The sequence below is a fragment of the Arenibacter lacus genome (genome assembly GCF_008711145.1).
Classification (GTDB): Bacteria; Bacteroidota; Bacteroidia; order Flavobacteriales; family Flavobacteriaceae; genus Arenibacter; species Arenibacter amylolyticus.
The window spans coordinates 23,011-45,165 of the sequence record NZ_VVIN01000031.1 but is presented as its reverse complement, the minus strand read 5'-3'; the positions used below and the strand labels follow the sequence as shown (position 1 = coordinate 45,165).

Below are 22,155 nucleotides of genomic sequence, written 5' to 3'. Positions count from 1 at the left end.
CATTTCCAAATTATCAAATTATTACACCTGCAACTTAAACCGATTTCGACTCCGCTCAATCTCCCACAACTCAATGGCTGATTTCCCTACCGATAGGCATGAGCTGTGGAAGCTATATTTCGATTAACCCAATTAACACATTTCCAAATCTCCAAATTATCTCTTTAGCTCATTTCCAAATCACCTCCCCAGTCCTTCTTTTAACCTTGGAATTTTAAACCTCTCCAATTCTGGAGCAGTATGTTCTTCCTCTAAAATCTGGGCAGCTCTTTTTAGGATTTCCGGATGTTGATCTGCCACATTAATAGTTTCCCCGCTATCTGTTTTGAGGTTATACAGTTCTAGTGTGGGTTCTTTTTTAGGAGTTTTCAAACTGGTACGCACCAGTTTAAAATCGCCCATCCTTATAGCCAGTTGTCCGCCATACTCAGGAAATTCCCAATACAAAAATTCGTGTTGCTCCTGATTAGTGTCGGACAACAAGCTGGGTAGAAAACTAATACCGTCTGTATTTTCGGGTTTATCATAGCCTGCGATATCGGCCAGGGTAGCCATCACGTCATATTGTACTGAAATATGATCTGTGGTGCTGCCAGGCTTTATATGCTTTGGCCATGTAGCAATCATAGGCACACGTATCCCACCCTCGTAAACGTATCCTTTCCCCCTACCACGTTCGCTTTTAAAGGGCTTCGCACTTTGAAACCATGGGGAATCTGCCCCTCCATTAAAAGTAGGACCATTATCTGAAGTAAAAACAATTAAGGTATTGTCATAAATTCCCTCTTCCTTCAGCTGTGCAACCAACTTCCCGATATTTTCATCCAAATAGGAAACCATTGCTGCATACCCGGCACGGGGATTGCGATGGGGGAAATAGTCCTTCTCCCCTAGGTAGGGTTCCTCGTCGCCAAATTTGTCTGCATAGTAGGACACCCACTTCTCTGGAGCTTGGATTGGAGCATGCGGAATAGGTGTTGCCCAATACACAAAAAAGGGATTTTCTTTATGCTCGGCCACAAAATTGCTCAGCTCCCCAAAAATCAGGTCGGGCGCATAATCGTTCAGGCTGTAGTTCTTATAACTAGTAGGATCATTACTATCTGCCCCTTTGGGCAATTTAGTATGGGGTGCAATAGTATCGTTATTTAAATGCACCCTATTTTCGTTCTTGTATAAATGTAAGGGATAATAGGTGTGGGCCTGTCTTTGACAATTATACCCATAAAAATAATCGAATCCCATTTTGGTGGGAATGGAATTGGTATGCGGTGCTCCCAGTCCCCATTTTCCAAAAACAGCAGTTTTATAGCCTACTTCTTTTAGTTTATCCGCTATAGTAATGGTGCTATCGGGCAAGGGACGCTGCCCTTCCAAAGTAGAGTCTTTCGCCATGGCCTTGTAATTCCACACCTCTCCCCTAGCACCCCATTCGTCATTCCCCCTTATATAGGCATTTCCAGAATGGGTACCAGTGAGCAGCATATATCTTGCTGGCGCACAAACTGGGGCGCTGGTATAGTGCTGGGTAAACAACATCCCCTCTTCTGCCAGGGCATCTATATGGGGGGTTTCTATTTTTTCCTGTCCATAGGCACCAATTTCCGAATACCCAAGATCGTCCGCCAAAATATAAATGATGTTCGGCTTGGAGGTGGTGGCGGCCAACTCCTTTTTGGTACTCTCCTTACAGGAAAATAGAAAAAGAGAAATTAAAAGTAATAAAAATGGCTTGCGCATTGTTTTTAGGTTTTCATTATGATGGAAGGTTACTTATCAGTAGGCAGTAGCAGTAGGCTCAAAAATTAATTAGTATTAAGTACAAAGTAATGAGTAGTTAGATTTTGTGATTGGCAACTTTATACTGGAGTCCTGTTATTGGAGCTGTATAAATTATTTAAAAATACTTTGATCTTTCATCAGGTGAATGATTAATAAGAAATTGGTATAGCCAAAGCATGAATCTTCCCTAGTTGACGCATTTCCAAATTATCAAATTATTACACCTGCAACTTAAACCGATTTCGACTCCGCTCAATCTCCCACAACTCAATGGCTGATTTCCCTACCGATAGGCATGAGCTGTGGAAGCTATATTTCGATTAACCCAATTAACTCATTTCCAAATTAACTCATTGGCACATTGGTACATTTACAAATTGACTCCATTTCCAAATTATCAAATTATTACACCTGCAACTTAAACCGATTTCGACTCCGCTCAATCTCCCACAACTCAATGGCTGATTTCCCTACCGATAGGTATGAGCTGTGGAAGCTATATTTCGATTAACCCAATTGACACATTTCCAAATCTCCAAATTAACTCATTGGTACATTGGTACATTTACAAATTGACTCCATTTCCACATTGCTCACCCTCCCTATCACGGTTTCTCTAAGGAAGAGAAGTCTATATTTGGAGGAGTTCCATTGGGAGTTCTCTCATGGAAGGTATCTACCGTGGTCATTTCATCAAAGAAGCCACAGTTTTTCATATAGAATGTGTTTCCCACGGCACCTCCAGCATAATCATCACGAGATCCTTTTCTCGCAGTTGCATCGGCGGTAAATTTGGCTTCGGTAAGTTCGTGCCACTCCCCATTGGTATCCAGTATCCATTGATTACCGTAATGTGCCATTCTGGAGACGGCTCCCATTTCTGTCCTGAAATTCTCCAAAAAGGAATGTGGTCTTTTTAGATAAGTATTGGTATGGGGCCTTCTAAAACTGGCTATTAAACTCCAATTTGCCGATTCAGTATCATAAAAGTAAGCCGTATAATCGGTAGAGTTGTTGTTAGTGGGTTCTCCCTTCAATAAAAATCGGTAGGTATTACCAGCTTTCCAGTTGAACACCTTATAACTTTGTCCGCCCGAACCTTCATTCCCAAATTCACCTGTAGTGACCCCATCGCCTTTTCCTAAAAGGATTATTTTATACTCGTCTGGAATTTCATTTGGGTCTTGGGTCTCGTAGGGACTCCAAACGGAAAATAGCACCCTTCGCTCTGTTGGAGAATTAACCTGCATCCCAAAATATCCTTCCCCAAAGCCATTGGCCATATAAAAAGTGCCGATGACATCTTCCCCCTCTGGTACGGTAATCTCATTATAAAACCAATTTATATCCCTCCCTTCAGGAGCGGTATAGGACAAGTGCACCGATGGCCCCCTACGTCCCCAGTAAAAATCTTCCTTCACATAGGTGAACGCTCCCTCTGTGGCCGATCCTCCAACCAGCACTTCCTCGATTTCCGCAAAGACCTCCCCTGTTTTTTCAATCCCTTGAATCTCTACAAAATGATACCCAGACTTTTTTATATTGAAGTTACCTACCGCCACAGTTTCCCATTCGCCATTAGATACTTCAATGGTTTTAGTTTCATCCCCCACGCTTACACGCAGTGTAGATTTTCCGTCTAGTACCCTTAATTTTAAACCAAGTTTCAGCTCTCCGGCAACCCCAGTTTTAAAATAAGTCCTTATAATGTCGTCCGGCTTGGTCCAATTCTCTATTCCGGCATTGGAAATAAGCTCGTGACTCTGCTGTAGGTTGTTTACAACCCAGCTATTACCACCTGGTTCAATAGCAATTGGCAATTCTAAAGAGCCTGTTTCTTCTTGATTCCTCTCCTTTTTGGGCAAGGAGTTACAGGAAGCACCTAACACCAACAGGGCGCCAAGGGCGATTAATGAGCCAAGCTTGTTAGTTTTCACCCATGAATTGGCTGCCCACCTTTCTAAGCAGAAGGATAATTTCTTATTCATAAATACTATTGATTTTTTTATTGAAGATTGGTAATTTGAAATTACTGTATGCTGGCAATAATGCCAAGTACAGCCTCAAAACTAGCTAAATCAGCACCAAAATCATAAAGAAATCTATATAAAAAATCCTTCCTCTTAATGTAAGCCTACTTGATTGTTAGTTGCATAGGGTCCATCTGATCCGTCTTACCCCTATACTTGGCCGGGCTAACCCCATACTCCTTTTTAAAGATTTTAGAGAAGTATTTGGGGTCGTTAAACCCAACTAGAAATGCGGTTTCCGAAACCGGGTAATTACAGTCTGCCAAGAGCACAGCTGCCTTTTTCAGTCGCATGGTCCGTACAAAATCCACTATCTTTTTTCCGGTTAAACTTTGAAATTTTCGGTAGATGGAAGAGTAGCTCATATTCAGTTTGTCTGAAAGCTCTTCTAACTTAAACTCTGGGTTACTTATTTCTTCTTCTATAAGCGAAACCAGTTTTTCCAAAAAGATTTCATCCTGGGATTTATGAGAACCTACCGTAGGGGTACTTATGAGGTCGTTCTTATACTTTAATACCAAATGATCATTCTTGGTAATTATGTTATTCACTTTTAATATCAATTCATTAATCTTAAAAGGTTTCCCAATAAACTCTATGGCACCCGCTCGCAAGCCCAACAATTTATTCTGATGGGTCTTTTTGGCCGTTAACATAATAATCGGGATATGGGCGGTTGCCTCATTTTGCTGTAAATGGGTGCTCATTTCTATTCCGTCCATTTTTGGCATCATTACATCCGTAATAATAAGATCGGGCTGATGGTCTAAAGCCATTGTATAGCCTTCCTCCCCATTGTCTGCCAAAAGCACCTTATAATACTTCATAAACATATCGCGCAAGGAAATTTGAAGTTCAAAATTATCCTCCACAATCAATAAAGTTTTATTTAAGGATTGGGACGGCGCCTCTGGCTTGGTAAGCTCAAAATCTAGATTTTCCGTAGCATAGGAATGTGCTAATACACCTTCCCTATCGTTAGTGGATGCTGCAAGCACCTCCCCCTTTAAAACAGGTATGGAGACACTAAAACAGGCTCCTTTACCAACCTCCGAGCTTACGTCTATGGTTCCATTATGCACATGAACAAGTTCTTTGGTCAATGCCAAACCAATTCCGGTACCCATGCTCTGTTTCCCCGCATCTGCTTGATAGAAAAGTTTAAATATATTTTCCAGTTCGTTCCTTGGAATTCCCGGTCCAGAATCCGAAACACGTATGGTAATGTTTTCCTCATTCTCATCTAGTATTACCTCCATTGTCACCGTACCTTCCTTCGGGGTAAATTTAAAGGCATTAGACATAAGGTTAAAAATTACATGCTCCAATTTATCTCTGTCATACCACATAACCAGCTCCTCCTTAGGGTAACTACAGCTAAAGTTAATTCCCTTATATTTAGCTTGCTCGTTAAAGGCACTGGCTATTTCCTTTAAGTTGCCAATGATATTGAGCTGGGAGGGTCGCAAAACCAATTTCTCCAATTCCTTATCCCGTAATGAGGTTAGCTCAAAAACAATCCTGGACAATCTTTTTGCATTGTTGGATATGATTTGTAAACGCTGCTGCAGTAATTCATTACCGCTTTTTACCGCACGTGCCATCATATCTTCTAACGGAATTAATATCAAAGTTAAAGGCGTCTGGATCTCATGGGACATTTTAGCGAAAAAATTCATTTTTAAAGCGTACAATTCCTTTTCATGGTCACGTTGTAACGCTTCCGCTTGCAATCTATTTCGAAGTTTTATCCATAAATAAATCCCATATAGTAATCCTATAAAGAGCAAAGCATAAAATAAATGTGCCCATCCACTGTTCCAAAAGGGTTCTGAAATACGTATGTTAACCGACTTTTGATCTACGTCCCAGTTTCCTGTCTTGGTACCTGCCCGCACCTCAAAAACGTAATTCCCCGGCGGAATGTTGGTATAGGTTGCCAAGCGTTCTTTTCCAGCAATTATCCAAGAATCATTAAAGCCCTTTAATCGATACGCATAATTGTAATTAGGGTAAAGTATATTATCCATGGCTAAGAACCGAAACGAAAATGATGACTGATTATAGTTGAGCGTCAATTCTTCTATATTCTCCAGTCCCTCTTTTAGCTGTTCCGGAACTACAGAAATAGCGGGTTGGTTTAATATCTCTAACCCTTCTATCACCAAATTGGCTGAGAATGACTCTTTCTGTAACATTCCTGGTTTAAAATAGTTGACCCCATTCAGGCCTCCAAAATAGAAATTTCCGTCTCTGCCTTTATGGGCACTGCGTTGCATAAAGAAATTATCTTGTAGGCCATCCCGTTCCTGATATACCGTGGTTGTGGAATCTTTACTGTTATAGTGCCAAATGCCGGTAGTAGACCCCAACCATATATTATCTTCATCTTCCTGCAGTACCGATCTAAAAACAGGGTCATTGGGTGCATTATTCATCATTTCATCAGAATCTCCCTTCAATTCTACTCTTTTGAATTCTTTTTCCTCAATGCTAAATTTAAACAACCGGCCATCAAAGGACACTACCCAAATGGTATTCTCGCCCACACAGGACATTGCCAGAATATCATTCTTTTTATTGGTCAGTTCCTTATCGTCCAGATTAGTGAACCTACTAAAGTTAGATCTAGAAAAATCCATCTGGTTCTCGTTAAATCTAAACAATCCACCGCCATTTAGGGCTACCCAAATAGTTCCACTGCTATCCTCTACTATACTTTGGGATATACTACCTAATAATCCATGAGAGTAATTCTGAAATTTGGCCAGGAGGGTTTTATCATCCAGAAATACAAACAAGCCCTGATCCGTGGTCACCCACATTCTTTTTTGGGAATCGCGAAATATAAATCTAACATCCTGCACACTATGGCCATTAGTGTCTACCAAGTCCTTTTTATGGAACCTTTTTTGCCTTTTATCGTAGATATGAAGTCCGTTTTGATAGGTTCCCACCCAAATATTGGCATCCTTATCTTCATTGATAGAATGGATATAAAAACCTTTCTCGTCTAGGGCGTTCTTAAAAAATTGTTTCTTAATACCTTCGGAATCTATTTTGGACAGGCCTTCACCGTCTGTCCCTACCCAGAGCGATCCGTTACTAGCTCTAAAGGAAGATAATATTCGCGTAGGTTTTAATATTTCCGTTCCAGGATGGTAATATAGCTGGCTCCCAGATTTTCTAAGAATATTGATATTTCCATAATTGGTGAGCACCCACAAATTATTTCTAAGGTCTTCATTTATATGTATTACGGTATTGGTACTCAGGGAAAACTTGTTGCGATCGTTGTGTTTGTAGGTATTCACCTCACCCGATAGCGGATCTACCCTATATAAACCATTGCCGTCCGTGCCCAGCCATACATAGCCATCCACATCACAATAAAGGGCAGAGAACAATTCCGTGATTGTACCATTGGGTCGGTTCCTAAATAGCGAATTCTGAACGTAGGCCTTCTTATCAAAATCGTACACCAAGATACCCAAACTAATATAGGAAGACCCTATCCACAACCTATTTTGCTTATCTAACAGTAGTAAGGTATTGTCTGACAAAGAGGTATTATAAGGAAACTCCAATGTTTCCCGTGTTTTAGTTTCCATGTCATATACATAAATGGGCCCCCTATAGGTACTTAATATTAACTGCCGGGATTTTCTCACTGCCATAGAGCTTATACCATAACGGCCGTGTCCTGTAGTTGGAACACTCGTTATACTGTCCATGGTCCCTTGTCTATGATCATAGGCATATATGGTACCAGTCTTAGTGGCCATCCACATCCGTTCCTGGTCCGGATACACCACTTCAATGGAATACTTCTTTCCAAAACCCTGGTAATATTGATCTAAGGATAAAAAAGTACCGTTCTTTTGCAGAAAGGAGAGTTCCCCTTTTAGGGATAAGGCCCAAACAGTCCCCTGTTGGTCCTTAAACACCTCCTTTACCTCATCGGAGGATGCAGCACTTTTAAAAATGAGTTCCTTAGGGATAAATTCAAAATTATAGCCATCGTATTTGGAAACCCCCGAGGCATGGGCCAACCAAACATAGCCACGCTCGTCCTGAACAGAATGGGTGACCTTAACACTTTGGTTGTCTATATTAAAAGGAAGGCTAACAAAATTGGATGGGCTTTGTGCGAAAACAAAGGCAGAATACCAATATAGTATCACAGCACTAACACACCATTTCAGTTTTACGACTTCCAATTTCCTATGATTCATAAACATTTCTTAAATACAGGGATAGCTACCTCGCATAATATTCCTAAATAATTAGTTCATAGTAGGAGATAAATTCATCAAAAAGGGGGAATTATTCATCAAAACCTCAATCTTTCCTAAAATTTACCCTCAGAACGCTAAAATAAGACACTTTACTATTTAACACAATCTTAATATTTGTAGAACACAAAATAAATGACCCAATCAAACCATAATATAAACCTTAAAAGAGATTTCATAAATAAAACGACTCGCACCTATACTGGAACCGCCACCCTACCCACTAATTGGATAATCACAGTGGGAAGGTAAATCCAATAAGCGTAAGATAGGAATTATAAAAGTGGACTTTAGAAATACCCCATAATTCCTCATCTCATTAAAAATAGTTTAGAGTTAAGTTTTGTTAGTTTTTGAATGCCCATTTCATGAGAGTGGAATGGGCTTATTACCAAAACGGATTGCTCTAAAAAAAATACTAAACCTACAACACCAAACCCAATTAACCATGACATGAAGAACACACCTAAAACAAGTATGAACCAAATCAAAATTGACCAATTATTAAATTAAACCAATTTTCATGAAAAAAAGAGCATTAATCTATGAAGAGAGCCCATTGCTGGTTCCTACCAAAAGAAGGCGGAGGAACAATCTGGTACTTTTCTCCTTACTCTCGGCCTTTTTATTATTACCCTGCACTTATGCACACAGTACGGTTACCGCTAACGCAACCGACCCCACCATAAGCCAACAGACAAGAACCATTAAAGGAACCATTAGGGATGAGAACGGGGAAATTTTATTCGGAGTAAACGTGGTGGTCCTTGGGACAACCCGTGGAGTACAATCCAATTTTGATGGAGAGTATTCTATCCGAGCCAATGAAGGGGATATTTTGGAGTTCTCATATTTGGGGATGCAAACCAAAAGAGTTACCGTAGGCGACAAGGATACCATTGATGTGGTTCTGGCAGAGGATGCGGAATCGCTGGATGAAGTGGTGCTTGTAAGCTTTGGTAAACAAAAGAAAGCCAGTGTAATTTCGTCCGTCTCTACCGTGAAGCCTGCAGATTTAAAAATCCCTTCTAGTAACTTAACCACCGCTTTAGCAGGTAATGTTGCGGGAATGATTGCGTATCAAAGAACTGGTGAGCCTGGTGCAGACAATGCCCAATTCTTTATTAGGGGGGTAACTTCCTTCGGATACGGAAACAGTCCGTTAATTCTAATTGACGGGGTAGAATTAACTACCCAGGATTTAGCGCGACTTCAGCCAGATGATATTGCGTCTTTCTCCATTATGAAGGATGCCACTGCCACTTCCTTATACGGTGCACGTGGGGCAAACGGAGTTATCTATGTTACCACCAAAGAAGGTGTGGAAGGGCCTGCAAGGATTAGTGCAAGAATAGAGACTTCTATGTCCCAAGCCACTCAGAATATAGACTTCGCAGATCCCATTACCTATATGAGAATGCACAACGAAGCTATTAAAACTAGAGACCCCTTAGGAATCTCCAGATATACCCAAGAAAAAATAGACAAGACCATTGCAGGTGTTGATCCTATTTTATATCCAACAACGGATTGGCAAAAAGAATTGTTTAAGGATTATACCATCAACAAGCGTTTTAATTTTAGTATTAACGGGGGTGGTAAAGTAGCTCAATACTATGTTTCCTTGGCAGCCAGCCAAGACAATGGTATTTTAAATGTTCCTAAGGTGAGCAACTTTAACAGTAATATAGATTACAAGCAATTTCAATTGCGCTCCAATACCAATATTGCGCTGTCCGAAACTACTAAATTAAAGATGAGCTTTATTGGAAACTATGATGACTACGTGGGACCATTAGAGTCGGGTCAGGCAATTTACAGAAAAGTTATGCAGAGTAATCCTGTACTCTTTAGACCTTATTACGAGAAGGATGAAACCAATTCCTATATTAATCACATCCTCTTTGGGAATTATGACAATGGAAACTACCTAAACCCTTATGCCGATATGGTTAAAGGATATAGAGAGTCTGGTTCTTCCAAGATTATCTCCCAAATAGAATTGGAGCAAGATCTGGCTGCCATTACAGATGGACTTATGGCCAAGGTAGTGGTAAATGCCAACAGGGAGTCTGGTAATGGAATTAACAGGTCTTACAACCCTTTCTTCTATGAGCCAAGAATAAACCCCATTACCAATAATATGATTTTAACTCCGCTAAACGAGGAAACAGGTACTGAGTATTTAAGTTATCAGGAAACCGGTAAATTTGTGACCTCATCCTCTTATTTGGAGTCTTCCCTAACCTACAATAAAAACATTAACGATTTATACGATGTCTCCGGGATGTTGGTATTTACTATGAACAATAGAAGAATATCCAATGCCGGAAATTTACAAGAATCCCTACCCTACAGAAATATGGGGCTGGCGGGACGTTTTACACTTTCTAGCCGCGACAAATATTTTGGGGAGTTTACCTTCGGATATAATGGATCGGAACGTTTCCATAAAAAGGAACGTTGGGGTTACTTCCCATCCTTGGCAGCGGGTTGGATTGTATCTAACGAGGAGTTTTTTGAGAATTATAAGGACGCCATTTCCCTATTAAAGTTTAAAGTTACCTATGGTCTGGTAGGAAACGACCAAATTGGAAGTGCTGCGGATCGATTCTTTTACTTATCTCAAGTAAATTTAAATGACAACCGTTATGGATTTACAACTGGAACTGATTTTGACAATTTCACCCCAGGGGTTTCCATACAGCGATATGCCAATGATAATATCACTTGGGAAACAGCAGCTAAGCTTAACCTAGGATTGGAGTTAGGGCTATTTGACAAATTAACCCTAGAAGCCGATTATTTTTCTGAGCATAGAACCAATATTCTGGCAAACCGTATAGTTACGGCCAGTATGGGATTAGAAAGCAGTGTAAGAGCTAATATTGGTGAAGCTAAGAGTCGTGGTATTGATGGATCCTTGGTGTATAACAACAGTTTCTCTAACGGACTATGGATACAGGGAAGGGCGAACTTCACCTATTCTACCAACGAAATCACCAAGATAGAGGAGCCAGATTATTCGGATACGCCATGGCTATCCCGTGTAGGCAAACCTATTAACCAACAATGGGGTTATGTAGCAGAGCGATTGTTTGTAGATCAGGAGGAAGTAAACAACTCTCCAGTACAGACCTTTGGTGAGTATGCCGGTGGAGACATCAAGTATAAGGACATCAACGGGGATGGTAGAATTTCCGGATTAGACCGTGTGCCGATCGGAAATCCCACAACTCCAGAAATTGTTTACGGTTTTGGAGTATCTGCAGGATATAAGGGCTTTGACATTTCTGCCTTCTTCCAAGGTTTGGCCAATGAGTCTTTTTGGATTAATCCATGGAACACCGCACCTTTTGTGGACGTTTGGCCAGGTGGAGACGCAAACAACCAGTTGTTGCAGGTATGGGCAGACAGCTATTGGTCTGAGAACAACAGGGACATCTATGCCAAATGGCCTAGATTATCTACTTCCAACATAGGGAATAATACCCAAACGAGTACTTGGTTTATGCAAGACGGTTCTTTCCTAAGATTAAAATCACTGGAAATAGGCTACACCCTTCCGGATAAATTGCTAAACAAAATGAAAATGAATCAAGTTAGAATTTATATGACTGGGAACAACTTACTATCCATAAGTCAATTTAAACTTTGGGATCCGGAAATGGGTGGCAATGGCTTAGGATATCCCGTTCAAAGAGTTATTAATGCAGGTATTCAGATATCTTTATAAAACAACAATCATGAAAAATAATAAGTATTTATTAATTTTCTTTTTCATAACACTCTTAACATCGTGTGAAAAGGAATATTTGAACATCGTCCCAGACAACTTGGCCACCATAGACCTTGCTTTTTCCAATCGGTACAATGCGGAAAAGTATTTGGCCACCTGCTATAGTTATTTACCTAGTGCACCAGGGATAAATCAAAATCCCGCATTAAACGCAGGAGACGAAATATGGTATCCAGATACACAAAGAAATTCTAATGGCCCTGCTATAGCCCAAGGCTTCCAAAACATTAGCAACCCACGTTTTGATTATTGGGTAGGCCGTAATGGTGGAAAATCCTTGTATATCGGGATTAGGAACTGTAATATATTTTTGGAAAATGTAGCGAGTGTACCTGGTGTAGATCAGTACATTAAAGATAGGTGGGCCGCAGAGGTAACGTTTTTAAAGGCCTATTACCATTTCTATTTACTACGTATGTACGGACCCATTGTAATAAATGATGAGGCTATATCCGTCTCTGCCTCTACCGAGGATACTAGGGTTACCCGTAACACCTTGGAGGAATCTTTTGAATACGTAATTTCCACCATGGACAAAGCTATTGCTGGCCTTCCTGAGACCCTTCAATTTGAGGATGAGGAAATAGGCCGAATCACCAAGCCTATTGCTGCCGCCATAAAGACGAGGGTTTTAATGGAGTATGCTAGCCCCCTATTCAACGGTAATCCTGTGTATAGCAGTTTTAAGAATGCAGAAGGCAAACCAATGTTCCCTACAAGCTACGACGCTTCTAAATGGCAAAGAGCGGCAGATGCTGCCAAAGAAGCCATAGATTTGGCCGAAAGTGTTGGAATTTCACTATTTACAAAAGAGGACTATAATGATCCCTTAGAGCAAAATGATACTACTTTACTAAAGGCAGCTTTAAGAAGCAGGGTTACGGAAAGATGGAACAAGGAATTAATTTGGGGGTCTACCGAAAGTACTTGGGGACTTCAGTTCCAATCTATGCCTAGATTATATCCGTATACGACCAACCCGGTAGCCTCTAACCATGCCCCTACCCTACGAATCGCGGAAATGTATTATACCGAAAATGGGGTGCCTATAGATGAGGATATCAACTATGACTATACCAATAGATATAGAACTAAACAAGCCACTAACAAGGATCGTTATTATATAGAGCCCGGTCAAAAAACGGCTATCTTAAACTTTAATAGAGAAACGCGTTTCTATTCGGACCTTTCTTTTGATAGAGGAGTTTGGTTTGGCAACGGAAGGGAATCGGATACCGATCCTTGGTATATCCACGCAAGAAGAGGGGAGTTTGCCTCTATCTTCGAGATTAACAACCATTCTGTTACCGGATATTGGCCCAAAAAATTGGTCAATTTGAAAACAACCGTAAGGAACGGTACCAGCTTCAGTGAGTACCGATATGCTTTTCCAATAATTAGATTAGCTGACCTTTACTTGTATTATGCGGAAGCCTTGAATGAGGTGAAATCTGCCCCGGACAATGAAGTGTACCGCTATATAGACCTAGTAAGGGAAAGAGCTGGCTTGGACGGTGTGGTAAGCAGTTGGGCACAACATTCCAAAGACCCTGGAAAACCTTTAACCAAGGAAGGAATGAGGGATATTATCCGTCAGGAAAGATTAATTGAGTTGTCCTTTGAAGGAAATAGGTATTGGGACCTGAGAAGATGGAAATTGCTGGAAGACTATATGAATAAGCCTATTAAAGGGTGGAGTGTATTGGTAAACCCTCTTGATGACTATTATACCGTACGGGTGCTACACAACCCAACTTTTAATCAAAAAGATTATTTGTGGCCCATTAGGGAGGAAGAATTGATCAACAACCCCAACCTACAACAAAATCCAGGTTGGTAATCCTTAAATTATGGAATTCAATCAAATTCACCTAGAAACTGAACCAGTAGTTAGCTATAAAGTCCCGATACAAATCGGGACTGCTAACCACCAAAAACTTTAAAATATAAACAAATGAAAAAAATAGTTAGCCTCCTATTTATCGGCCTTTTAATAATGGCTGGTTGTGAAGAAGATTACGAGCACTTGCCAACTACCAAAGACACAGTTGCGCCTAATAAAATAGAAAATTTACAATACGAACCCATTAATGGCGGATTCAACATCACTTACGATCTACCTGCGGACAAAGATGTACTGTATGTTAAAGCCACCTATACAAATTCTAAGGGGGAAACCTCAGAAGTTAGGGCATCTGCCTATAAAAATAAACTTAAAATTGAAGGGTTTGGGGACACCTCGGAAAGAACCGTTAAACTATATGTGGTAGACCGTTCGGAAAACATATCGGAGCCTGTAGTCTTTACTGCATCACCGTTAGAATCACCTGTGAATGTTATTAAAGAGTCTATGAGCATTACGGCCGATTTTGGAGGTGCTAGATTTGAGTGGGTCAATGAACTGCAAACACCTATTTCTATATTGTTGTTTGCCGAAAGCAAAGAGGGAGAATGGAAAGAAGTACAAACTGTTTATACCACTCAATCGGAATCTAGTGCAGCAATAAGGGGATTCGAATCTGTCCCTACTAAGTTTGCTGCTCTTATCAGGGACCGTTACGAAAATACCACGGACACCATTTACCCAGCTAGTCCGGATAAAACCATCATCCCCCTATTTGAGGAGCGTTTGGACAAAACCAAATTTAAGAAGGTAGTGCTTTCCGATGATACTAATTGGGATGCTTGGGAAGGTGATTACTACAACTTCTTTGATGATAAACTGGAAACTATTGTGCATACCCAGGGAGATCATCCAAATCCACAAATCTATACGGTAGATTTAGGGGTTACAGTAAAATTAAGCAGGTTTATACTTCACCAAAGATTTACTCCACAGCTCCACTTTGGCTTTACCCATGGAAACCCGAAGAAATATACGCTTTATGGTGCAAAAGAATTACCTGAAGACAAAGGAAGCTTCGAGGGGTGGATAAAATTAAGGGAATGCGAATCTATTAAACCCTCTGGCTTGCCTATAGGGCAGAATACGGATGAGGATATAGCCCACTTGGATAAAGGGGACGAATATACTTTTGAACTAGATGTACCAGAGATTAGATATTTCAGACTAGCGGTAGATGAAACATGGGATGGCGCAGGATACATCAACGCATCACAGATAACCTTCTGGGGTAATGTCGTTAACGATTAACCAATAGATGGTGAAAGGAGCCAAAAGCAACTATCATTTCGCACTGAAACCATTTGGTGTGAAATGATAGGCCTGGCGACATCCACCCGCCTGAAGGACGTAGTCTGGCAGGTGTAAACAAAAAAATCAACAAAAAATAAAAACCGATGAAAACAATACATCATACATTTAAATTGTTTCTCCTTTTGGTTACTGGGGTTTTCATGTCTTGTCAAGATATGAACGAGGTACATGAAGAATACATCAAGGATGGGGAAATTATCTATACTAACAAAGTAGACTCCTTGTCTACCTATTCAGGGAAAAACCGAGTAAAGATCAAGGGGTATATTACAGGAGCCTTCAACGTTAATGAGATTGTAGTTTCTTGGAATGAGGGAGAAAATCAACAAGTGTTCCCCTATGAAAAATCGGCCCAAGATACCGACTCAATATCCCTTATAGTTACCGAGTTGGAAGAGAATAGCTATGAGTTTAAAGTGACTAGTAAAGATTCTGACGGTAACACCTCCGTTCCCTCTATTGCTTTTGGGACCGCTTATGGAGAAAGGTACCGATCCAATTTAGAACCAAGGTCCATAAATCATGTTGAGGTGGATCAAACCGATATGAAGGTGGTGTTAGCTATCGGAGCCGAGCTTCAAAGGGATACAGAAATTAAGTTTACAACAACCTCTAACGAAGAAGTGGTTGTATCGGTCCCAAAAGAAGAAACCGAAGTGGTTTTAGAGAATATCTCCTTGGACCATTCCGTTCACTACCGTACCTATTACGTTCCTAGTGCAACCAGGAATGGGGAGGAAACCTCAATTGACCAATTTGAATCGGATTGGGAAGAATTAACTATTCCTGCTATTGGTGAAATACTTAACAACCTTCAATTTACCCCTGTTTTGGGAGGCGTTGCAATGAACTGGAGCAACCCTGAAGGTGGCGTCTTGGTATTCACGGTAGAGTATACTGTAGATGGAGTGGTGAAAACTCAAACGGTTACATCCTCCGAGGTAGATGGGGAAGCCATTATTTCTGGAATGGATGAAGGCGAACAGACCATACATATTACTTTGGCCGACGCCTATGGTAACTCCTTTGGCCCTATGGATTACACCGTAACTCCGCAACCAGCACAATTATTAGACAAATCTGCTTGGACGGTGATTGATTTTTCAAGCGAAGAACCAAACGAAGGGGCGCCCAATGGAGTAGCATCCGCTACTATAGATGGTAATGTTAACAGCTTCTGGCATACGCAGTGGGCAGGTGGCAGTCCTGGATATCCACATTACGTTACTATAGATATGGGAGCAGAAAAAACGATCGCGAGTTTTGAGACTTTCCGTAGACAAGGTGATAGCCGGGGACAGACCAAACATCAGTTCCTAGTGAGTTTGGATGGTGAAACTTGGACAGATTTAGGGACTTTTAATATGGACCCAACTACCAATGAGGGACAGGTATATGCCATACCGTCTACCCCAACCGCTAGATATTTTAAATATGTAGCCGTAGAAGGGCCTAATTTCTATGCCTTCTTAGGAGAAATAAACGTATATGGTTTAGAGTAGCCATAACTATCAAATATAATCAGCATAAGAAAAGGGAGGGAATAATTCCCTCCTTTTTTCTTTTAGCAAGGCCTTTAATCACCTATAAAAGAAGCTAACTTCTTACGTATTTTCACCTAATAGGCAACACCTAAACACTTAGTTAACAACCAATTACAAAACTGAAACTGGCTTTCCCTATGGAGTAACATTTAAAAATTAATTTACTATGAAAAACATCTATTTATTATTACTTCTTGTTTGTTTCTCGGCATCCCTAACGGCACAAAGCCATGAAGCTCACGTTCCCATATCCAATACCATCGTGGGAATCTGGGAGCAGACCGGAGCAACCAACCCCAATACAGGGAAACTTACAGAAGTAAAGACCGGAAATTATAAAGTAATTAACGCAAATGGCACCTATTACACCTTTATTATCTGGGGTAATGAAATTTCATCAGCCAATACATCCATTGCACAATATGGCACCTATGAAATCACCTCTAAAAACCTTTTGGAGGAGCAAATAATAGCACATACCATACACCCCAATTTAAATGGTAAAAACAGTACGGTTAAGTTTGAATTAGTTGATAGCAAAACCTTACTGATTTCCTGGACCCCAAATGGAATAGACTGGTTTGATGAAAAATGGACACGCATGCCTTTAGGTAATTAAATAAGGCTTAACAGATAACCCAAATACCAACTACACCCACTGAATCATGAAAAAAGATGTTTTATTTTTTTTAAAAAAGTGTATCCCAATCCTAGCTTTTCTTGCTGGTATCGGGAATAGTAAAGCACAATTGCCCATCACCCCCTATGATGAATTGCCTGGGATTATTATTACCTACAAACCCAACTATCAGGAGTCCTTTCCTGATTGGGCCAAAAAACTCTATCAATATCCGGTAAATTATAAAGAGATAGAAGCCGGATATAAAGCCTATAAAGAGACCGATCCTGGGAAAACACCTATAGAAAGATATTACAAAATATGGAGACGGGTGGTTACCAACTATGTGCTTTCGGACGGAACCATAGCTTTACCAGGAAAAAAAGAAGCCTCTTTAGTAAAAAAAGGCCCTTCCACTAGTCTGAAAGGAAGTGATACTTCCAATTCCAATTGGAGTTTTTTGGGTCCCAGGAACACCTACTGGCTAAACGAGGCCAATAATCCTGAAATCCCTGGTGTAGCTCCATGGCAAGTAAATGTATATTCTGTTGCCGTGGCCAAATCTAACCACAATGTCATCTATACAGGAACCGAAACTGGGTATATTAATAAATCCACTGACAAAGGACAGAACTGGACCCTTATGGCGCCAGATTACTTATTCCTATCAGGAATCACCAGTATCGCAGTACATCCCACCAACCACCATATAGTATATGCCGCTGCCTCTAGGCAGGTTCATAAATCATTGGACGGGGGAGAATCCTGGACTCCTATCCTTAGTTCGGAATTATGGGTAAACCATATTGTTATAGATGAGGAAAATCCGAGCAAAATTTTCATTTCTTCCGATAAAGGAATTCACCTTAGTATGGATGCAGGTCTTACATGGCAACAAAAGGTTTCCAATACCGCCTACGATCTTCAAATAATGCCAGGGAATCCCAATAACATCTTTGCGTTGACTAAAAATAAGTTGGGAAATTTTGAAATGTACGCTTCTAACAATGGAGGAATAAGCTTTAGCAAAATGGAAAGTTTCCCAGCATCGCTTCCGGATCATTCTGGGGGATTGTTGGCCATGTCTGCTGCCAATACCAACATTTTGTATACCACCATGCTTAGCACGGATTCCCCATTACTCTATAAAGGAACTTTAAACGCAGGCACATGGACGTGGACGGAGATCATTGAGTGTGACACCCCCGCTTTTCCCTATAACAATGGTCAGGGATATTACGATCTTGTGCTAGAAATATCACCTAACAACGAAAATGTTTTTATGGTGGGTACCACTACTTTATTTAAAACCAATGACGGTGGAAACTCTTTTGATGCCATTGGCGGCTACTTTGGTCGATTTAGCATCCATCCGGATATCCAGGATATCTATTGGATGCCAGATGATACCGTATATGTTGCCACAGATGGCGGATTGAGCTTTTCCAAGGATGCCTTTGAGACGGATTTCCAACCTTTGATCAATGGCATGGTAGGATCGGACATGTGGGGTTTTGACCAAGGATGGAATGAGGATATTGTGGTAGGAGGACGCTACCACAACGGAAATACGGCAATGGCCGATTTCTACGGGCATAAGGCCCTAAGAATGGGAGGCGCCGAATCTCCCACAGGATGGGTCTTACAAGGAAAAAGCAGGCATGTAGCTTTTAACGACTTAGGCCAAGGATGGATATTGCCAAAAACTGCCGAAGGAGCTCCAGAAGGTAGATTCCACTTTAACAAATATCCCAATATGTTAGAATATGGTGGCAATAGAGGAAGCTTGGTTCATCATCCAAATTACCACGAAATACTCTATATGGGGGAAGGCAATACCCTTTGGATGAGCAATGATATGGGGGTTAACTTCTCTGCCCTAAAGACCTTTACAGATTTAGTGATGGAGGTAGAAGTGAGTTTTATTAACCCAAAGGTGATGTATGTAGATGTTAGAGGTAGTGGGCTATATAAGAGTGAGGACGGCGGACTTACTTGGGTTAGGAAACCAACGCTTACCAGTGCAGAATTTGGAGGAAGCGGGATGAACGGAAGAATTAGCATGGTGGTATCCCCGTATGACGAAAATACCCTCTACGCTACTTATGCCAATGGAACCTGGACCTCCAACAAAGGGAAGGTTTTTAAATCTACCGATGGAGGCGATAACTGGGAGGATATCTCGGGGAGCGTCAATGCCAATACCAAAGTCTTGGTAATACAACCTAGTTCTACCGGAGAAGAACTTGTTTATTTGGTGACCACCAGAGGAGGGGGAGCTCCCTCAAAAATTTACTATAGAACTCCTTCCATGACAGATTGGGCATTATTCTCTAATAATTTTCCGGCCAACTTTAGTGTAAATACAGCCTTGCCTTTTTACAGAGATGCAAAAATTAGAGTGGCTGGCGGAGCTGGTGTATGGGAGAGTTTCCTGCAAGACCAGAATTTTGAACCCGTGCTTAACCCATGGGTAGAAAAGGGACTAAGCAATTGTATGCTAGACACCCTCAATTTTGACGATCATTCCATGCTAAAGCACGAAGGGGCCTCCTGGCAATGGGAAATTACCCCCCAACCTAGTTATATTAGTGACCCCAATATCCGAAATCCTAAAGTAGTATTGGGAGCCCCAGGTACGTACGACGTAACCATGACGGTTACCCAAAATGGCAAGGTATACTCCAAGACCATTAAGGAAATGGTAACTACCACTACTTGCCCGTCCATTACAGACTGTAGTAATCCTGCTTTCCTTCCTAAGGATGAATGGAAACTGTTATTTGTGAACAGCGAGGAAACCAATCAAGGCGGACATGCTACGAACGCTTTTGATGGCGATCCCAATACCATATGGCACTCCCGTTGGAGCACTGGTACAGACCCTTATCCTCATGAATTGCAAATAGATTTAGGCAACTTCTACAGTCTAAGCAAGTTTACCTATCAACCACGTATCCATGGCACTAATGGACGCATCAAGGAATATCAGCTTTATATCAGTTTGGATAACACCAACTGGGGAGAACCTGTTCATACTGGAGAATGGCCCAACACCTCCAGTCCGCAGCACATAAATTTTGATGAGCCTATAAAGGGTCGTTATTTTAGAATAGTAGCCCTCTCCGAGGTTAACAATCAGGTTTTTGCCTCCATAGGGGAATTGGATTTTATAGGCTGCCTAGCAGACAATTGTCCGGGAATAGACAATCCAGATCAGGCAGATTTTGACGGAGATGGAATTGGCGATGCCTGTGATGACGATGATGATAATGATGGCGTACTAGATGTAGACGACCATTGCCCGGAAACCCCTCCTGGTGCGGTGGTTGATGCTAATGGCTGTACTAAATTTTCGCTTCCCGCCAATAATTTTACAGTAGAAGTATTTTCGGAGACCTGTAGAAGTAGCGATAACGGGAAGGTGGTAATAGGTACTAAAACCACCCTGCAATATCGAGCAAGCCTTGTGGGTACTGACTATAACAACACCTATAACTTTTCGGATACCCTTGAAATTACGGACCTAAAATCGGGTACCTACCAACTATGCTTTACGGTAGACGGAGAACCCGATTTTAAACGTTGTTACGATATCGCAATCAGTGAGCCACAGGATATTGCCGTTATGTCGTACTACGATGCAAGTACTAAATCTTTATCGCTTAAAATGTACAATGGATCCAATTACAAGGTTTCGATCAATGACAAAGTATGGGAAACCTCGGAAAGCGAGCTAACACTCCCATTAGAAGACGGGATAAATAAAATTGGCGTCACCACGGAGAAGGATTGCCAGGGGGTATTTGAGAAAGAGATTATACTAGAGAATCAAATTCTAGTATACCCCAACCCTGTGGAGGATTATTTATACCTAAACCTTGGCGAAGACAACTCTAACTTAGTGTTGCTAGAGATATTTGATCAAAGTGGAAAGCTAATTTTATCCAGAAGCCTTGTAGTGAATTACAAAACCGCACAGCTTAACGTAGGGTTCATTTACAGTGGCATCTATGCGGTTCGTTTAACCACCCAAGAGGGAAAGCACAACTTTAAAATAATTAAAAAATGAAACGTTTTATATTAGCTGTATGTATCATGTTTTCCGCCCTTTCCTGTAGTAAGGGCGGAGACACCCCAAAGGAAGAAGAAAATGTAGCCCCTACAGCGGCTAGCCTTGTTTTTCCGTTAAACAATTCCGAATGTATAGAGGGGGTTGTGAAAAGTAAGACTAAAAGCACCGTCAACTTTAAATGGGAAGCTTCCCTACATACGGACACTTATGAGCTGAAATTGAAAAACCTATCTACCGGGAGTAGTATGGGGTACAACACTTCTAAAAATGAACTCCCCATAGAGCTTGAACGAGGGGTAGCGTATTCCTGGTTTATAATCTCTAAAAACAGCGTCTCTGGCGAAATAACTGAAAGCGACACATGGAAATTTTACAATGCCAGTGAGTCAGCATCGTCCTATGCTCCTTTTCCGGCCGAGGTGGTAGCTCCAGAAATTAATGTTGAACTCCCCTATTCCGAAAGCGGGATTACCTTAGAATGGTCTGCCAGCGATGTTGACAATGATATTAGCGCTTTTGATATCTATTTTGGAGTTAGTAAAACACCTGAATTGTACAAGGAAAATATCACTCTTAGTAAACTAGAAAATGTAGCAGTACAAAAGGAAACCACGTATTACTGGAAAGTTACAACCGTAGATTCTCAAGGAAACACCTCTACCTCCAATCTTTTTCAATTTAAGGTGAAATAGCCGTATCCTACGTGAAGGTTTCCAAACTACTCTTTCCGCTTAACCTGCCTGGGAAGTAACTAAGACCTTAGCGTACTATTGAAAAATGTTTTGAAATGGCTT

General features: G+C 41.0%; 10 protein-coding genes. 7 read left to right on the top strand and 3 right to left on the bottom strand.

What is annotated here, in order from left to right:
- Positions 1 to 180: 180 nt before the first annotated feature.
- From F1E73_RS10475 to F1E73_RS10465, 3 genes are all read right to left on the bottom strand, one after another.
- Entirely contained in the window at positions 181 to 1,740 is a 1,560-nt protein-coding gene (locus F1E73_RS10475; RefSeq protein ID WP_150451871.1) for an arylsulfatase, read from the bottom strand.
- Positions 1,741 to 2,387: 647 nt separating this feature from the next.
- On the bottom strand, positions 2,388 to 3,770 hold the full coding sequence (locus F1E73_RS10470; protein WP_150451870.1) for a DUF3472 domain-containing protein: 1,383 nt from the start codon (positions 3,768 to 3,770) through the stop codon (positions 2,388 to 2,390).
- Positions 3,771 to 3,916: 146 nt separating this feature from the next.
- Positions 3,917 to 8,047, bottom strand: a complete 4,131-nt coding sequence (locus F1E73_RS10465) for an ATP-binding protein (protein WP_191089005.1) — start codon at positions 8,045 to 8,047, stop codon at positions 3,917 to 3,919.
- 583 nt (positions 8,048 to 8,630) lie between these two features.
- On the opposite strand from F1E73_RS10465, the gene F1E73_RS10460 reads away from it, so the two are divergent.
- The 7 genes from F1E73_RS10460 (at position 8,631) to F1E73_RS10430 (ending at position 22,053) form a co-directional block, all read left to right on the top strand.
- A complete protein-coding gene (locus tag F1E73_RS10460) occupies positions 8,631 to 11,843 on the top strand; it encodes a SusC/RagA family TonB-linked outer membrane protein (RefSeq protein ID WP_086478509.1) in 3,213 nt (1,070 codons plus the stop codon).
- Positions 11,844 to 11,853: 10 nt separating this feature from the next.
- Positions 11,854 to 13,746, top strand: coding sequence for a RagB/SusD family nutrient uptake outer membrane protein (locus tag F1E73_RS10455; protein ID WP_150451868.1), 1,893 nt, complete (start codon positions 11,854 to 11,856; stop codon positions 13,744 to 13,746).
- 114 nt (positions 13,747 to 13,860) lie between these two features.
- Positions 13,861 to 15,060 (top strand): DUF5000 domain-containing lipoprotein, encoded by a 1,200-nt coding sequence (locus F1E73_RS10450; protein WP_150451867.1) that lies wholly within the window; start codon positions 13,861 to 13,863, stop codon positions 15,058 to 15,060.
- A gap of 146 nt (positions 15,061 to 15,206) precedes the next feature.
- On the top strand, positions 15,207 to 16,625 hold the full coding sequence (locus tag F1E73_RS10445; protein ID WP_150451866.1) for a DUF4998 domain-containing protein: 1,419 nt from the start codon (positions 15,207 to 15,209) through the stop codon (positions 16,623 to 16,625).
- A gap of 208 nt (positions 16,626 to 16,833) precedes the next feature.
- On the top strand, positions 16,834 to 17,286 hold the full coding sequence (locus F1E73_RS10440; RefSeq protein WP_150451865.1) for a DUF4488 domain-containing protein: 453 nt from the start codon (positions 16,834 to 16,836) through the stop codon (positions 17,284 to 17,286).
- A 46-nt stretch (positions 17,287 to 17,332) separates the two neighbouring features.
- Positions 17,333 to 21,358: a discoidin domain-containing protein gene (locus tag F1E73_RS10435; RefSeq protein ID WP_150451864.1), complete on the top strand. Its 4,026-nt coding sequence runs from the start codon at positions 17,333 to 17,335 to the stop codon at positions 21,356 to 21,358.
- Positions 21,355 to 22,053 (top strand): hypothetical protein, encoded by a 699-nt coding sequence (locus tag F1E73_RS10430; protein WP_150451863.1) that lies wholly within the window; start codon positions 21,355 to 21,357, stop codon positions 22,051 to 22,053. Before F1E73_RS10435 ends, F1E73_RS10430 begins: the two co-directional genes overlap by 4 nt.
- Positions 22,054 to 22,155 lie beyond the last annotated feature (102 nt).

Coding starts and splice junctions, on each gene's coding strand:
- F1E73_RS10475 (WP_150451871.1), bottom strand. CDS start 1,740: ATGCGCAAGCCATTTTTATTACTTTTAATTTCTCTTTTTCTATTTTCC.
- F1E73_RS10470 (WP_150451870.1), bottom strand. CDS start 3,770: ATGAATAAGAAATTATCCTTCTGCTTAGAAAGGTGGGCAGCCAATTCA.
- F1E73_RS10465 (WP_191089005.1), bottom strand. CDS start 8,047: ATGAATCATAGGAAATTGGAAGTCGTAAAACTGAAATGGTGTGTTAGT.
- F1E73_RS10460 (WP_086478509.1), top strand. CDS start 8,631: ATGAAAAAAAGAGCATTAATCTATGAAGAGAGCCCATTGCTGGTTCCT.
- F1E73_RS10455 (WP_150451868.1), top strand. CDS start 11,854: ATGAAAAATAATAAGTATTTATTAATTTTCTTTTTCATAACACTCTTA.
- F1E73_RS10450 (WP_150451867.1), top strand. CDS start 13,861: ATGAAAAAAATAGTTAGCCTCCTATTTATCGGCCTTTTAATAATGGCT.
- F1E73_RS10445 (WP_150451866.1), top strand. CDS start 15,207: ATGAAAACAATACATCATACATTTAAATTGTTTCTCCTTTTGGTTACT.
- F1E73_RS10440 (WP_150451865.1), top strand. CDS start 16,834: ATGAAAAACATCTATTTATTATTACTTCTTGTTTGTTTCTCGGCATCC.
- F1E73_RS10435 (WP_150451864.1), top strand. CDS start 17,333: ATGAAAAAAGATGTTTTATTTTTTTTAAAAAAGTGTATCCCAATCCTA.
- F1E73_RS10430 (WP_150451863.1), top strand. CDS start 21,355: ATGAAACGTTTTATATTAGCTGTATGTATCATGTTTTCCGCCCTTTCC.